Origin of the sequence: Flavobacterium resistens, from assembly GCF_900182645.1 — a bacterium.
Taxonomy (GTDB): Bacteria; Bacteroidota; Bacteroidia; order Flavobacteriales; family Flavobacteriaceae; genus Flavobacterium; species Flavobacterium resistens.
The window spans coordinates 139,471-155,952 of record NZ_FXTA01000003.1 but is presented as its reverse complement, the minus strand read 5'-3'; the positions used below and the strand labels follow the sequence as shown (position 1 = coordinate 155,952).

The 16,482-nt window shown below is 31.9% G+C and carries 14 protein-coding genes and 1 other RNA gene; 7 read left to right on the top strand and 8 right to left on the bottom strand.

The genetic code is table 11. The features are described 5' to 3' along the window. Positions 1–51 precede the first annotated feature (51 nt). Positions 52–1,329, top strand: a complete 1,278-nt coding sequence (locus FN795_RS12045; protein WP_142450831.1) for a dicarboxylate/amino acid:cation symporter — start codon at positions 52–54, stop codon at positions 1,327–1,329. Positions 1,330–1,433: 104 nt separating this feature from the next. Here FN795_RS12045 and FN795_RS21615 read toward each other — a convergent pair whose 3' ends face one another. Next, positions 1,434–1,565: a hypothetical protein gene (locus FN795_RS21615; protein ID WP_262711387.1), complete on the bottom strand. Its 132-nt coding sequence runs from the start codon at positions 1,563–1,565 to the stop codon at positions 1,434–1,436. Between the two features lie 396 nt (positions 1,566–1,961). Between FN795_RS21615 and FN795_RS12040 the strand changes: the two genes are divergently transcribed. Further along, a complete protein-coding gene (locus FN795_RS12040; RefSeq protein ID WP_244289973.1) occupies positions 1,962–4,064 on the top strand; it encodes a response regulator in 2,103 nt (700 codons plus the stop codon). On the opposite strand, the gene FN795_RS12035 is transcribed toward FN795_RS12040, so the two are convergent. Beyond that, complete coding sequence (locus FN795_RS12035; protein ID WP_035646954.1) at positions 4,061–5,308, bottom strand: DEAD/DEAH box helicase; 1,248 nt, start codon at positions 5,306–5,308, stop codon at positions 4,061–4,063. The genes FN795_RS12040 and FN795_RS12035 overlap by 4 nt on opposite strands. A gap of 124 nt (positions 5,309–5,432) precedes the next feature. Next, positions 5,433–6,479 carry a formimidoylglutamase gene (locus FN795_RS12030; protein ID WP_142450829.1) on the bottom strand — a complete coding sequence of 349 codons (1,047 nt, stop codon included), beginning with the start codon at positions 6,477–6,479 and terminating at the stop codon, positions 5,433–5,435. Positions 6,480–6,576: 97 nt separating this feature from the next. On the opposite strand from FN795_RS12030, the gene FN795_RS12025 reads away from it, so the two are divergent. Next, positions 6,577–7,455 (top strand): hypothetical protein, encoded by an 879-nt coding sequence (locus FN795_RS12025; protein ID WP_035646952.1) that lies wholly within the window; start codon positions 6,577–6,579, stop codon positions 7,453–7,455. A gap of 72 nt (positions 7,456–7,527) precedes the next feature. Here FN795_RS12025 and hutI read toward each other — a convergent pair whose 3' ends face one another. Further along, the gene (gene hutI, locus FN795_RS12020; protein WP_142450828.1) at positions 7,528–8,766 is read right to left on the bottom strand and encodes an imidazolonepropionase; all 1,239 of its coding nucleotides are present in this window, start codon (positions 8,764–8,766) and stop codon (positions 7,528–7,530) included. Between the two features lie 90 nt (positions 8,767–8,856). Further along, positions 8,857–9,909, bottom strand: a complete 1,053-nt coding sequence (locus FN795_RS12015; RefSeq protein ID WP_142450827.1) for a glutaminyl-peptide cyclotransferase — start codon at positions 9,907–9,909, stop codon at positions 8,857–8,859. A gap of 88 nt (positions 9,910–9,997) precedes the next feature. Here FN795_RS12015 and ffs point away from each other — a divergent pair. The 4 genes from ffs (at position 9,998) to FN795_RS11995 (ending at position 12,464) form a co-directional block, all read left to right on the top strand. Further along, positions 9,998–10,095: signal recognition particle sRNA small type (ffs, locus tag FN795_RS12010), an RNA gene on the top strand. Positions 10,096–10,288: 193 nt separating this feature from the next. Beyond that, entirely contained in the window at positions 10,289–11,092 is an 804-nt protein-coding gene (locus FN795_RS12005) for an SDR family oxidoreductase (RefSeq protein WP_142450826.1), read from the top strand. Positions 11,093–11,218: 126 nt separating this feature from the next. Then, entirely contained in the window at positions 11,219–11,875 is a 657-nt protein-coding gene (gene fsa, locus FN795_RS12000; RefSeq protein WP_035646944.1) for a fructose-6-phosphate aldolase, read from the top strand. Positions 11,876–11,966: 91 nt separating this feature from the next. After that, complete coding sequence (locus tag FN795_RS11995) at positions 11,967–12,464, top strand: hypothetical protein (protein ID WP_142450825.1); 498 nt, start codon at positions 11,967–11,969, stop codon at positions 12,462–12,464. Between the two features lie 120 nt (positions 12,465–12,584). Here the strand turns inward: FN795_RS11995 and FN795_RS21550 are convergent, their stop codons facing one another. From FN795_RS21550 to FN795_RS11975, 3 genes are all read right to left on the bottom strand, one after another. Continuing rightward, the gene (locus FN795_RS21550) at positions 12,585–14,345 is read right to left on the bottom strand and encodes an MFS transporter (protein WP_244289972.1); all 1,761 of its coding nucleotides are present in this window, start codon (positions 14,343–14,345) and stop codon (positions 12,585–12,587) included. Positions 14,346–14,522: 177 nt separating this feature from the next. Then, the gene (locus FN795_RS11980) at positions 14,523–15,224 is read right to left on the bottom strand and encodes a LytR/AlgR family response regulator transcription factor (RefSeq protein ID WP_142450824.1); all 702 of its coding nucleotides are present in this window, start codon (positions 15,222–15,224) and stop codon (positions 14,523–14,525) included. After that, the gene (locus FN795_RS11975) at positions 15,214–16,266 is read right to left on the bottom strand and encodes a sensor histidine kinase (protein WP_035648060.1); all 1,053 of its coding nucleotides are present in this window, start codon (positions 16,264–16,266) and stop codon (positions 15,214–15,216) included. The genes FN795_RS11980 and FN795_RS11975 overlap by 11 nt, the downstream gene beginning before the upstream one ends. Positions 16,267–16,482 lie beyond the last annotated feature (216 nt).

Here is a 16,482-nt window from a genome sequence, read left to right as displayed (position 1 = left end):
AAAAGTTAAGGCAGTGAGGGTCTTAATATTTTAATTTAAAACAAACAATTAATGCAAGTTACAGAAACTAAAAAAAAATCATTTCTTTCAGGATTAACAGGTCAGATTATTATTGCAATGGTCTTAGGGGCAACTTTAGGAATTATATTGCACGCTACAATTTCTCCTGAAGCAGCACAATCTTTTAGCAGCAAAATAAAAATGTTGGCGACCATTTTTATTCGATTGGTCCAAATGATTATTTCGCCTTTAGTATTTACAACTCTAGTAGTTGGAATTGCAAAACTTGGCGATATTAAAACAGTTGGAAGAATTGGCGGAAAGGCACTTGGATGGTTTTTTACTGCTTCATTTATATCACTGTTAATAGGATTATTTTATGTAAATATCCTGGAGCCAGGCGTAGGTTTGAAATTAGGCCACGTTGATATGGCCGCAGCGACAGAAGTAACTGGAAAAACAAAAACACTTTCTGTAGAGAATTTCGTTGAACATATTGTTCCAAAAAGTATTTTTGAAGCAATGGCTACCAATGAAATTTTACAAATCGTAATATTCTCAATCTTTTTCGGATTAGCTGCAGCTTCTATTGGAAGTCCTGTAAAACCTGTAATTAATGCACTTGATAAAGCTTCGCACATCGTTTTGAAAATGGTAAATTATGTGATGAATTTTGCTCCAATTGGAGTTTTTGGTGCGATTGCGGGAGTATTTGCAATTAGAGATGCAGAAGAATTAGTGATTACTTATTTTAAATTCTTCGGATCATTTTTAGTGGGAATAACTACACTTTGGGTAGTTTTAATTGCAGTTGGTTATATTTTCTTAAAAGGAAGAATGACAGAGTTGTTAAAACGTATCATAGGACCATTAGCGATCGCTTTTGGAACAACAAGTAGTGAGGCTGTTTTTCCAAAATTGACAGAGGAATTAGAAGATTTTGGTGTAAAAGATAAAATTGTTTCTTTTATGTTGCCGCTTGGTTATTCGTTCAATCTGGATGGAAGTATGATGTATATGACATTTGCCAGTATCTTTATTGCTCAGTTTTATGGCGTTCATTTAGATTTAGGAACACAAATGGTTATGCTTTTGGTTTTAATGCTAACTAGTAAAGGAATTGCAGGTGTACCAAGGGCAAGTTTAGTTGTGGTAGCTGCTACTTGTGGAATGTTTGATATTCCTGTAGAAGGAATTGCGTTAATTTTGCCTATCGATCATTTTTGTGATATGTTCAGAAGTGCAACAAATGTTTTAGGAAATGCCTTGGCTACTTCTGTTGTAGGACAATGGGAAAATAATAAAGAAGAGAGTTTGAATATTGAGTAAATATTTAATTTGTTTCTTGTAAAATAAAAGCCGTGAAAAATATTTTTTCACGGCTTTCTTATTTTATTCACTTCTTTGAGCGAAAGAAAATAGCAACTAATAATTTATTTTGCTGCTACTTTTCCTTTTCTGCTTTCTTCACTTTCAGGTTCTGGAGCGTCACCACCTGTTATTGATTTTTGTTGTGCTTTAGTCAATTTTTCTGTTTCTGCGAATTTTTTAAAATTTTCTAACATAATTTTGATTTTAATGCTCCAATCTCTTAAACACTTGGGGCTTGTGTCTTTTATTTTGTTAAAAATAGTATTATTTTTTATTTATTATAATATTTTACTGAAAAAATCGAATGAAAATTTTTGACAATACGATGCAATAAGAGCTCAAATTTTATAATAAAGAAATTATTATGATCTTCTTTTAAGGACTTTCGGAATATTATTAACATAAAATATAAAAAACTGATTATAGAATCATTAGCAATTAATTAATTGCTTTTATTTCGTATTATTGTAATGATAAATATTTGAATAAAGATTTCCCCAATTATGCTTTATTATAGATTTTGTTCTCTTTTTTTAATTTTCCTAAGTATATTTTGCCATGAGTCGCCGGCTCAGAGCAATACTGCATCAATGGCGAAAATTAATGATTTAACTCAGCAGGCCTGTGACTACTTGGATAATGCCAATTATGAAAAATCTTTAGAGAAATCTGGAATTGCTTTAAAATATGCATTTGATCTCAAAAATGATACTTTAATTTCAAGAAATTACAACATAATTGCTATAAATTTTCACGAATTAGGCGAAGTTGATAAAGCGGCTTTCTTTTATAAAAAAGCCTTGTTCTACGCGAAACACTCCAATATTATTAGCATGAGAATGATGATTACCAGTAATTTGGGTAATCTTTATTTTTTTGAAAAAAAAATGTATACTGACGGAATTAGGTACTACAAAGAATCTTTGAAATTTGGCAAGGATCAAAAATATGCGAAAGAAGTTGCTATTACAAATCTGAATATAGTTTGGTCTTATTTCAAAATTGGAAATTATAGCGAAGGTTTGCCTTATCTGCGCTATATTAATGATCATCAAAATGATTTAAAAGGGAAATCGGATGATATTGCATTAAATTTTCTCAACGGAATGTACTGGGGCCATGAGAAAGATAATGAAAAGGCAAAAAAATACTTTTTGAAAGCAATTTCATCTTATGATAAATCTAGTGATGAAATTACAGATTTGCTATATGCCCATTTAGAATATTCGAAATTTTTAAATAATATTGGCGAATTTGAGAATGCCTACAAAAACTTGGTTATTTACAACAGCATTAAAGATGAAATAACAAATAAAGAAAAAGTAAAGAAGGCTTCTACTGCAGGTTTTAATCGTGAGTTGGATGAGTATAAAAGACAAATTGACAAAATTGAAAGCGAAAAAATAGAACAATATCATAGTTTAAGGAAATCGAGAATAATTGTGATATTGTTTATCGTAATTTCATTGATTCTATTACTGTTAATTATCACTTTAATTAAAAATATTCGTTTAAAGAAAAAGGCCAATATAGAGCTTTTGCAGGCTAAAGAAATTGCAGAAGAAGCTTCATTGCTCAAAACTCAATTTATCTCGACTATAAGTCACGAATTGCGCACACCACTGTATGGTGTAGTCGGAATTACAAATATGCTTCTAGAAGAGCACAAGGAATTATCAAGAAGCCAACATTTGAGTTCTCTCAAGTTCTCTGCAAGATATTTATTATCGCTTGTAAATGATATTTTGCAGATTAATAAAATTGAAGAAAACAAAGTAGTGCTTGAAAATCTAACTTTTAATATTTCGGATGAAATAACAGTAATCAAGAACTCACTTTCCTTTTTGTCTCAAAAGAACAACAATAAAATCAACGTTTATGTCGACCCGGATATACCAGAGTATTTGATTGGAGATAAATTAAGACTTGCACAAATTTTAATGAACTTAGTGAGCAACGCTTTGAAATTTACTAAAGACGGAGAAGTCGAAGTAAAAGTTGATCTTTCTAAAATTGAAGGAAAAAATTATTTCCTTGATTTTTTGATTAAAGATAATGGAGTAGGAATTGCAACTGTAGATCAAGGAAAAGTTTTTGAAAAATTTGTTCAGGTTGGCAGAAAAGAGGAAGATTATCAAGGAACAGGACTTGGATTGAGTATTGTAAAACGATTATTAGGGCTTTTTGGCAGCAATATTACTCTTGAAAGCGATATAGGGCAGGGAACTTCTTTTTCATTTGTAATTCCGTTTGAACATGACCCGCAAAAGACGAAGAAAATCATAGAGGATATTGAAGTTGATTTAACTTCGAATGATGTCTTTAAAATTTTGGTTGTTGAAGATAATTTAATCAATCAAATGGTTACTAAAAAGATCATTGAAAAAAATAATTACACTTGTAAAGTTGTAGATGATGGTTTTGCTGCTTTGGAAATTTTAGAAAAAGAAGATTTTGATCTTATTTTGATGGATATAAATATGCCTTTGATGAATGGTTTTGAAACAACAAAAAGAATTCGTTTAAAAGGAATAAAAACACCAATAGTGGCTTTAACTGCTTTTGATAAGGATGAAATTACAGACGAAGCACTTTCATCAGGAATGAATGATATTATTATTAAGCCTTTTGAGCCGGTTAAGCTCTTTAAGATTGTAAATTACTTAATACATGAAACAATAAACGCTGGTTAGTACCAGCGTTTTTTATTTTTCTTAGAAGTGTTTGATTTGCGCGATTTATGAGCGCCTCCGCTTCTGTTTGAATTTTTAGGTTTTTCTCCCGCTTCCGGGCTTCCTGAATGCCATTGATAAGGATGTTCAGTAATTATTTTGACATCGACTTTTATCAGTTTCTTAATATCTTTCCAGTAAGGTTCTTCATCTTTTCCACAGAAAGAAATTGCAATTCCACCATTTCCAGCACGTCCAGTACGCCCAATTCGGTGTACGTAAGTTTCAGGAATATTCGGTAAATCAAAATTGATTACGTAGGGAAGTTGTTCAATATCAATTCCTCTTGCCGCAATATCAGTAGCAACAAGAACGCCAACTTCTTTATTTTTAAAAGCGTCTAAAACGCGCTGTCTGGCATTTTGTGATTTATCTCCGTGAATTGCTTCGGCCGGAATATCTTTTTTACGAAGGGCTTTTACAACATTGTCCGCACCATGTTTTGTTCTTGAAAAAACCAGTACGTTTGATAGGTTTTCTTCTTTAATTAAATGATAAAGTAAGTTTCTTTTCTCTGTTTTGTCAACAAAATAAATACGTTGTTCGACATTTTCTGCAGTAGATGAAACTGGTGAAACTTCAACTTTTTCAGGATCTTTCAAAAACATTTCTGCTAATTCGCGAATAGCAATCGGCATTGTTGCAGAAAAAAGTAGAGTTTGACGATTTTTAGGAGTCAATTTTACGATCTTTTTTACATCGTTTATAAAACCCATATCCAACATTTGATCGGCTTCGTCTAAAACTAATGTATGCAAATGGTCAAAATCAAGAAATCCTTGTTTGTGTAAATCCAATAATCTTCCTGGAGTTGCCACAAGAATATCTACTCCTTTTTTTAAGGTTTCAACCTGTGGATTTTGAGAAACACCGCCAAAGATTGTTAATTGTGTTAAATTGGTATATTTGCCATAAGTGTCAAAACTTTCTCCAATTTGAACAGCAAGTTCACGTGTTGGCGTCACAATAAGAGCGCGAATTTGTTTCGCTTTTTTTGATGAACCTACAATTCGGTGTAATTGATGTATAATTGGGATTGCAAATGCTGCTGTTTTTCCTGTTCCTGTCTGTGCGCACCCAATTAGATCTCTTCCTGATAAAATAATTGGAATAGATTGTTCCTGAATTGGAGTGGGGTTTAGGTAGCCTTCTTCAAATACGGCTTTTTGTATACTTTTTGAAAGTGATAAATCTTCGAATAACATATCTTAGGTATTAAGAATTTAGTTTGTATAACTAAAATTCTGTGCAAAGATAGGTTTATTCGCTTAATCCTTTATTTGAATCTTGTATTATTTGGAAAATGTGTGGTTTTAAGCTACTTGAAGTTCAGTTGGATTTTTCTTTTTCATTATTTGCTTTAATAAAATCGGTAACCAAATAACCAATTAATTTTCCAATTAAATTATTATTTGGAGAATCTGCCAAATCTGGTGCTCCTTCGCAAATATGCAAATAAGTAGCATTTTTATGCTGACCAAAAAAGGAAACAAACTGACGTAGTTCTTCTACCGAAAATCCGCTGATTGTCATTGCGCTGCTGGCAATGTTTGGAATAGCATCCAAATCAATTTCAATTCCAAAAGAGTCGTTTCTGATAAATTCTAAAGCAAGCGCCATTTCTCTGTCAAAATCTTTTTCCTTGCGAATATTGACACTGTCGTAAGTATTATAACGAACACGATCTTCGAGTTTCTTAATAATATCCAAAACGCTTTTTGAAGTATAATTTTCGTGTAATCCAAAGATGAAATACTTCTTTAAAAAACCTTCTTCATAAGCATAAGAAAATCCGTTTCCGCTATGTCGACCTTCTAAAATTCTAAAATCTGAATGCGCATCAAAGTTGATTGCATTTATAGGTTTTCCTTTGGCAAGAGCCGAACCTTTAATATTTCCGTAAGCATTATTATGGCCTCCGCCAATGATAATTGGAGTTTTTCCGGCTTTTATAATAGTGAATATAATATGAGAAACTTCTTTGTCGATTTTTTCAACCAATTGACTCAGTTTCGAACGATCGTCGATATCATTAAAATCCAGATTTTCGACATCGCGCATTTCTTGAGAAACGTTAATCTGACCCAAAACGATGATCTGACTTCCTTTCGAGAAACGATTGTGCTGAATATTAGCAATACTTTTTATAGCGCATTCCCACGCCGATGCTGCGCCCGGACGACCATAGTTTGCACGCACGCCAATATCTTCCGGAATTCCTAGAAGTACATATTTAGCCTCACTTTCAGTCAAGAATTTTATTTTGTCAGCTTCTTTAGGAATGACAATCATCTTTTCGCCGAATTTAATTTCGCCGCTTCGGTGATTTGTGATTTTTGCTAAATCATTAACAGTAAAAGGAATTAATTTCTCCATATAAAAAAAATATTGTCCAAAAATAATATAATTGCGTCAACTTACGTTATTACGATATATTAATTCTTAAATTTGTTAATAAAGAAAATTATTAAATATGGAAAACCCAAAGAACAACAACTCAAGTCTAAAAGCGGTAATCGCAGTTTTAGCAGTCCTACTGATTGGTAGTTTAGTGTATATTTTTAAATTATCTTCTGATACAGAAGTGGTTAAAACTGAACTTACCACAACAATGACAGAAAAAGAATCTGTTATGAAGGATTTACAAGAATTAAAAGCAACTTATGATGCTGCAATTGCTGAAAATACTTCAATGTCTGATGAATTAATTCAGGAAAGAGATAAAGTAGTAGCGCTTATGGATGATTTGAATAAATCAAAAGGAGACGTTTCTAAATATAGATCTCAAGTTCAGGCAATGCAGACCAAAATGAAAACTTTAGTTGCTGAAAATGATGAGCTGAAAAAACAAAATGGTGTTTTAACAACTCAAAGAGATAGTACTATTGTAGTTTTAGGAGAGTCTAAAAAATACAATGAAGTATTAGTTGGGCAAAACGAAGAACTGGCTAAAACTGTTGAAAAAGGTTCTAAATTATCTATTTTAAACACAAAAACAGCAGCTTACAAATTGAAAAGCTCTGGAAAACAAATTGAAACAGATAAAGCAAGTCGTGCTGATGTTTTGAAAGTAAGTTTTACAATTGCTGAAAACCAAATCGCTAAATCTGGAGATAAAACATATTATGTTCAGGTTATTGACGCTAAAAATAATGTTTTAGGAGAAAAGAAAACAGAAAGTTTTGGTGATAACTCTTTAACTTATAGCTTTAAAACTACTGTTCAGTATGAAAATAAGAGTGTAAATGTAAGTGAAGATCTTCCTGGAAAAGATTTTGTTAAAGGAACTTATTTTATCAATGTTTTTGATAATGGTGAATTAGTTTCAAAAACAAGTTTTAGTTTAAGATAATTGTCGTTTTAGGATAATAATACCACTTTGATATTAAAGGTCTGTGAGTTTTTACAGACCTTTTTTATTTTTTTATTCTAAAATTTTTCCTTCGAGAAAAACACTTTCGATTAAATTGCTTCCAAAAGCATAAGGAATTTGATAATAAGAAGAAATTGGTTTTGTCAGGATTAAATTTGCTTTTTTTCCTTTTGTGATACTTCCGTGAGTTTCTGAAAGTCCCATTGCGTAAGCACCATTAATAGTTGCAGCGTTTATAGCTTCTTCAGGCGTCATTTTCATTTTGATGCAGGCTGTTGCTACAACGAAATTCATATTTCCGGATGGAGTAGACCCAGGGTTAAAATCTGTGGCTAATGCTATTGGTAGGCCTGCTTTTATCATTTCTCGTGCTGGAGTGTACGGAATACTTAAAAAATAAGAACATGAAGGTAAAGCAACCGGCATCGTTTCGGTGTTTTTTAAAGCTTCGATATCTTCTGGATTCATTATTTCAAGATGGTCTACAGAAAGCGCGTTAAATTTAATTCCGGCTTGAATTCCGCCAATGGAATTAAACTGATTTACGTGAATTTTTGGCTTTAAGCCGAAATCAATTCCCGCCTGCATTATTTTTTCAGTTTCTGCAACAGAAAAATAGCCAGTTTCGCAGAAAACATCAATATAATCGGCTAGTTTGTTTTGGGCAATTTCAGGAAGCATTTTGGTTATGATTTCGTCAATATAACCTGCTTTGTTTTCTTTATAATGAGTTGGGAAAGCATGTGCACCTAAAAATGTAGCTTTTATTGAAATAGGATAATTTTCGGCCAATTTTTTAATAACTCGAAGCATTTTTAATTCGCCTTCAATTGTTAGACCGTAGCCTGATTTTATTTCAACGGCGCCGGTTCCTAAATGCATTACTTCTTCTAATCGATGTTTTGATTGTTCGTAGATTTCATCTTCTGAAGTTTCATTTAGTTTTTTAGCCGAATTTAAAATTCCGCCACCGCGATTGGCAATTTCTTCATAAGTGAATCCGTTGATACGGTCTACAAATTCCTGTTCACGGTTTCCTGCATATACAATATGTGTATGACTGTCACACCAAGTTGGAAGAACTACTTTTCCTGTAGCATCGATAATTTTATCGGCATTAATTTCAGGCAGATTTTCCATTGAACCAAAATTTTCAATAAGATCATCTTTTAGAATTAAAAAAGCGTTTTTTAGTGAAGGAAGTATCGCCATCTCTGAACCTGAAACTTTTGCTATTGAAATTTCACGAACCTGAAGCAGCTCTTGTATGTTTTTGATTAATGTGATCATGTTTGTAAGGTTGTTAAAAAACAAATTTCACAAATTTCAACGTATTAAACGTTGAAAACTTGTGAAATTCGTAAAATTATTTGTTTTGGTTTATTCCGAAACTGTTATTTCAAACATTTTGCTCCAGTTTTTACCAGTTACAAAAATAGTTTTAGTTTTAGGATTGTAAGCAATTCCATTTAAAACATCATCTTTAGTAATGTCGCTCATAAACTTACGTAAGCCAGACATATCTAAAATTCCTTCAACCGCTCCAGAAGTTGGGTTTACAACTGCAATAGCATCTTTTAGCCAAACATTGGTATAGATTTTTCCGTTAATCCATTCCAATTCATTGATAGCTTTTATTTTGGATTCACCAGAATAAACATTGATGTAATCAATCATTTTTTGCGTTGCCGGATCCATTTTCCAGATTTTTTCTGTTTTATCTGTTTGGTAAATGTATTTTCCATCATTTGTCATTCCCCAACCTTCAATATCTTTATCGTAAGCAAAAGTTTTTTCAAGTTTTAAAGTATTGGCGTTATAAATAAAACCTGTTTTTTCTTGCCAGGTTAATTGATATAATTTACCATTAATAAAAGTAATTCCTTCTCCAAAATATTTTGAATCAAGATCGATTTGCTTAAAAATCTTTCCTGTTTTATAATCGTATTTTCTTACGTACGAAGTTCCGTTTTGTCCTGTACTTTCATATAGAGTATCTTTATAAAACTCTAAACCTTCCGTGAAAGACTTTTTATCATGTGGGTAAGTATTTACGACTTTATACTTTAATAATTTAGGTTCAACATCAGAAACTAATTCAATTCGTTTAGTCGCATCAGAAGAATCTGAACCAAAATAAACGGTAGCTTTTAAATATTGGTAACCTAATTTTTGATCTAGTAATTCAATTCTAAAATCCGTAGCACCTTTTGTGCTTCCAACTCTTTGGTCGTTTATGAAGTAAGCAACGCTGTCGATTTCTTTCGATTTTGGGTTTAAAATTCCGATTGTAAGCGGTTCTTTTTGCGTAAAATGAGCCGGAAATGCAGAATCGTCGATAGTAAATAAAGAATTTTCGCCTTTATTTTTTTCTCCACATCCAATTAATGTGATTCCTAATAAAATGACAGCTAGGAAGTTATATTTTTTCATAGTTTAAAATTTGAATAAGCCAATATACAACGATATTTTTATAGCAACAAAGCTCTTGCAAAAATATAAAAAGATTGTATATTTGCACCGGCAAGTCCTACACGACCAGCTCCTGCAGACTCCCCCAGGATGGGAACATAGCAAGGGTACGTGGTTGAGCGGTGCGATGTAGGTCGCTTGCCATTTTTTTTTTTTTTTTCGTTATTAAGATTCTTTTTTAGAATTCATATAAATCTAATCTTCCTTCGGGGAGATTTTTTTATTTTTGGGCTTTTGGAAATAAAAATTATTATCAAAAGTCAAAAGCGCTTTGCAATGTCAGTAATTTTTGATTCCAAAAATATTTTTAACTTATAACATTTAACATCTAACTAGAAAAATGAATAAAGTTGTTTTAATTACAGGAGGATCCTCAGGGATTGGAAAATCAATTGGTGAGTTTTTACATAAAAAAGGTTACATAGTTTATGGTACAAGCCGAAATCCAGAAAAAGTAGTTAATTCTATTTTTCCGCTTTTAGCATTAGACGTTAGAAATGCAGCTTCAATTCATTCTGCGGTTGCAAAAGTTATTGAGATTTCAGGACGTTTAGATGTAGTGATTAACAATGCAGGAGTTGGAATCACCGGACCTTTGGAGGAAATTCCGATGGAGGAAATCAAAAACAATTTTGAAACTAATTTCTTTGGCCCAATTGAGGTGATGAAAGCAGTTTTGCCGCAAATGCGCGAGCAAAAATCAGGTTTGATTATCAATATTACTTCAATTGCTGCTTATATGGGATTACCGTATAGAAGTGTTTATTCGGCTTCAAAAGGTGCTTTGGAATTGATTACAGAAGGATTGAGAATGGAAGTAAAGCAGTTTGGAATTGAGATTACAAATGTAGCTCCAGGTGATTTTGCGACAAATATTGCTGCAGGACGTTTTCATGCGCCAGTTATAAAAGGCTCTGCTTATGAAAAAGTGTATGGTGAAACACTGGCAACAATGAATGAGCATGTTGATGCAGGAAGCAATCCGAATGAAATGGCTGAGGCAATCTATAAAATCATGCAGACTAAGAAACCAAACGTGCATTATAAAGTTGGTGTTTTTATGCAGAAATTTTCAATTGTTTTAAAACGTGCTTTGCCAGATAAAATGTACGAGAAAATGTTAATGAATCATTATAAACTATAAAAATTAGGTAAATAGCAAGATTTCAAACATAATTGTTAAATTGATTTAAATTTTAAAACTGTTATTGGTATTGATTTTGTAATTTTGCACCGAATTTTTCAACACACAATTATAAATAGATAGATTATGAAATTTTTTATTGATACAGCTAATTTAGCTCAAATTAAAGAAGCGCAGGCTTTAGGTGTTTTAGATGGTGTAACCACTAATCCATCATTGATGGCAAAAGAAGGAATTACCGGAAAAAACAACATTTTGAAGCATTATGTTGATATCTGTAATCTTGTTGAAGGTGATGTAAGTGCTGAAGTAAATGCGCTTGACTTTGAAGGAATGGTTAAAGAAGGTGAAGAATTGGCTGAATTGCACGATCAAATCGTTGTAAAATTGCCAATGACTAAAGAAGGTGTTATGGCGGCAAAATATTTCTCTGATAAAGGAATCAAAACAAACGTAACGCTTGTTTTTTCTGCAGGTCAGGCTTTATTGGCTGCAAAAGCTGGTGCAACTTATGTTTCTCCGTTTGTTGGTCGTTTAGATGATATTTCAACTGATGGTTTAAACTTGATTCAGGAAATTAGAGAGATTTATGATAACTACGGTTATGAGACTCAAATTTTAGCAGCTTCTGTGCGTCACACAATGCATATTGTAAACTGTGCAAAAATTGGTGCTGATGTTATGACTGGACCATTATCTGCAATCACTGGTTTATTGAAACATCCTTTAACTGATATTGGTTTAGCGCAGTTTGTTGCTGACTTTGAAAAAGGAAACAAGTAAGAATCAGGTTTTTGTAAAATATTTAAATCGTCTTTTTCATTGAAAAAGGCGATTTTTTTTTACTTTTATGTAAATGTAAAAAAAATAGCTTATGAAAATTATCCTAGTTTTAGTTTCGTTTTTCGCTGCTACAATTTCTATCAATGCGCAAGCAGCAAAAGTTTTGACAAGTGTTAATGACGCAGGCGATGTAGCTACTTATGAGCTAGATTGTACTACTAAATTTCAGACTCTGGCAAAAGGTCTTCGGTATAATATTACCAGGCATGAGTTTAAAGGTCCTGAGGTGAAAAATTCGTATCGACTATTGTTGGTTATGGATGGTTTTTATTCGAAAACGCTGAATAAAGAAATGACTATTTCGGCAGTATTAACAGATGGCACTGTGATTGAAGCTCGAAAAATAATTGAAGATGATGGTTTTTTTGATGGTGCTTGTACATTAAAAATAAAAGATCCAAATGCTCTTTTAGCGGCTAATATTGATAAAGTTGTTGTTCATGCTGATAAAGAAGTTGTTTATAAAGTATCAGAGCAAAGCAGGGTTATTTTTAAAAAGAATTTGAGTAATATTATTAATGCTAAGTAAGGTTCTGAGGGACTAAGATTCTAAGATACTAAGATTCTAAGGTTTTTTCTTTTGTAAATAAAAAAATCCAAATTCCGTTTTAATTGGAATTTGGATTTTTTTTATTGGTATTTCAAAATTTTAGTGTCCGCCACCGCCACCTTCAACATGGCTGATTCCTTGTCTTTTTAGAACTTTAGGGCAATAGAACCCGTAAAAAGCTAAATAAGCAAAACCGATAAGTGGTACAATGTATGAGAAATGTGTGTATGAAATTCCTAAAATCCCACCTGGATTTGTAGCATCTAAATCGCAAATACTTCCTTGGATTAACGGAATTACTCCTCCTCCAAGAATCATCATGATTAGGAAAGATGAAGCTTTTCCTGTGTTTTTTCCTAAACCTGCAATAGCTAAATCGAAGATAGAAGGCCACATGATAGATAAGAATAAACCTCCAGAGATAAAGAAGAATTTAGCAACTTCTGGATTTGGCCAAACAAGACCTAAAACCATCATCAATAAACCTGAAATTCCGAAAAGCATTAAAGTTTTTCCAGCATTTTTACCTCCTACAAAACTTACTGCAATGAATAATAAAATCCAGATTGGGTAAATATAAAATGAAGAAACGTCATGAGCAGCAAAAATATTAGCTCCAATAATTACTCCGAATGCTAAAGCAGGAACGATGAATTTTAAAGCTGTATTTACAAGGTTAGAAGTATTGAAAACGTTTACACCACCATTCCAGCGTCCGATCATTAAACTTCCCCAGTATAAGGCAATAAATGGCGCAATAGCATCCTCTAGTACGCTTCCGAACTCACTTGTTTTTAATAATGCCGGAAGATTACTAATGATGGTAACCTCAGTTCCAACATAAATAAAGATTCCTAACATTCCAAGGTATAATTGAGGATAATCAAAAATGCTGAATTTAGCATGCTTGTGTTCGATTACGGCTTCTTCTTCGTCAATTTTTGCAGGATCTTCAATTTTAGAGAAATACATGAAAATTGCTACAACAATAAATGCAAATCCTAAGATTGTAAAAGGGAATTTAACCAAATGTAATTTAGATTTTACAACTTCAAGTGGCAATTTGATTTTTGCAACCTCTTTTTCAATTACTTCATATTGCGCAACAAAAGGTTTTACAGAAACTGAAGGATTGTTTAAGTTTTTTGAAATTTCGGCTAATTGAGTATCAATTTGGCTTACTTTTTCAGTCAACGCAACCGTAGCGGCTTGAGTTTCTTCTTTTGAATCTATGTTGTCAACTGAAATTGCTTTTATGTTTTCAGATAATTCATTTCTTAATTTAGTGAAATCATTTTGTACAATTTCAATTGATTGAAGGTCTTTTTTCTTACCATCGTCATTTCCCATTCCAAATAAAGCGATTCCAAGCAAAATAGCACCAATTGTTGTTCCAAATGAGTTGATACCTCCAGCTAAAGTCAAACGGTGTGCTCCAGTTGCTGGATCTCCCATTTTAATAGCTAATGGGTTGGCAACAATTTGTTGAATTGAAAAACCAAGTCCCACGATAAATAAAGCTGTTAAAAAGAAAGGGAAACTACCTAAAGAAGCCGCTGGGATAAACAAAAATGAACCAACTGCAGAAAGAATTAATCCTGCCGCTAAAGTTTTTTTGTATCCAAATTGCTGTAAAACATCTCTTTTTAGAGATACAAGGAAAAAGATTACTGCACCAACAAAATAAGCAGCATAAAAAGCCCATGCTACTAACTGTGATTGTACTTGTGATAAAGTAAATACTTTTTTGAAGACTGGTATCAGGATGTCATTGGCAGAACCAACAAAACCCCAAAAGAAGAAGACGATTATCAATGAGATAAATTGTCCCCACTTGGTTTGTACATTTTCTGAACTCATAATTGTAATAAGGTTAATTTTTTATTATAGTGTTTTTTGAAGACCGTAAATATATTTGTTACGAATAGCAAAAAAAAATAAAAAGGCACAAATAATGTTAAATTTAAACAAACAACATCATTTTTTCAACAATGTGTTAGTTTTAACTTAGTTAGAAAATGGAATATGAAGTGGATTTTATTCCAATATTTTGTTTTTTACATCCTTACTGTAGTTTCTACCAATAGGAATTGTATAAGATTGTATCTGAATACGGTTTCCTTCAATAGATTTTACCTTATTCAGTGCAATTACGTATGATTTATGTATGCGCAAAAATCTATCAATTGGCAATTCTTCAGATAGAGATGTTAAAGATTTGTGTGTAATATAAGTTTTGTCGGGAGTAACTACTTTTATGTATTCTTTCATTCCTTCGACAAATAGGATTTCTTCAATATTAATTTTCATCATCTTTTTGTCGACTTTGATAAAAATATGAGAATCGCCTTTTGTTGTTTCAACCTTGATGTTGTTTTTTAGATTGTATTCGGTAGTTATTTTGTTAATACATTTTATAAATCTTGGTAATGGAATTGGTTTTACCAAATAATCTAAAACATCAAGATCATAACTTTCGGCAGCAAATTCCCTAAAGGCAGTGGTTATAATTACTTTGGTTTTATTCTCAATCAGGCTGATTAATTCAAATCCGGTCATCATTGGCATATTGATATCTAGAAATACGGCATCAACAGGAGTGCTGTTTATAAAATCAAGTGCTTCCAAAGAATTATTGAATGTCGCAACCACTTCAAAATCTGTAAAATTAGTAAAGTAATTTTGCAGGACTTTGATAGCCAAAGGTTCATCATCGATCAAAACACATTTAATCTTCATTTTGAATAGGTATTTGCAAACGGATTATATAGTAGTTAAGTTTTATTGCCTGTTTTAAAGTAAAATTATTCTTGTAAATTAACTTTAATCTCTTTTTAGTATTGACTAATCCAATTCCTCCTTTTTGATTAAGATTTTGTGAAATTACAAAATTATTTAGGATTTCAAAATCTAACAATTTATTGTCGATAACTTTACAATTGATTTTTATTTTCAGGTTTCGATTGTTTAAACCTCCGTGCTTAAAGGCATTCTCAACCAATGAAATGAAAATTAGAGGCGGTACAACAATGTCCTCAATATTAGACTCCAAATTAATGGTAACTTCCACGTTTTCAAAACGAAGCTTTTCGATTTCAATATAATTTTGAATGTAATCAATTTCTTTAATCAAAGGAACAAATTTTGTTCCTTTTACATCATACAACACATATTCCATCAAATTGGATAATTTAATGATAACGTCAGGAACCTTATTTGAAGATTCAAGCGACAAGGCATATAAATTATTTAAGGTATTGAAGAAAAAATGTGGCTGTATTTGATTTTCAAGATACTTTAATTTGATTTTGAATTGATTTTCTCTCAATGATCTGTTTCGTTCGCGTTCGCGAAGCCAGGTTAAAGTCAAATAAACCGAAGAAGCCATTGCAAGAACATAAAGTTCACCAATACAAACGGCTACAATATGATTAATTTCAAACGGATGATATTCCCGATTGGCTTCGGGCCATATATTTTCAGATATAATATAATAGGTAAGAGCGGTTTTGCATAAATACATTACAAATAAGCTTATTAAAAGCGAAAATGTATATAGAATATATCTTTGTTTAAGGACAAATCGTGGTACTAAAACAAATAAATTGAAATATACTAAAGGTATAACTAATGCAAATTCAATCGAATTTGATTTGAAAGCATAAGGATAGTCATTAAAATAAGCTCCCCATCTTAAAAAATTTAAAGTAAAATAAATGCTCCAAAACCAAATGTGGTTTTGAAGTTTGATGTCGAATTTTAACTTTTGAATTTCGTTCAACTTAATTTTTTGGGATTTAGCTTTTCTTAAGTAAATGTTTAAATATTGTGCAACTTTAAACAATTAGAAGCTAAAACGCAATTCTTTTGAAGAAAAAAATGTAAAAAAAGTGAAATAGTATTTTATTTTTTGAGAATAACGTTTTCGTAAAACATAATGTTGAATGATTTATGTCGTTTGTTTAAAGTTTTCTGCTGTTTGTATAAAATGTTTTAT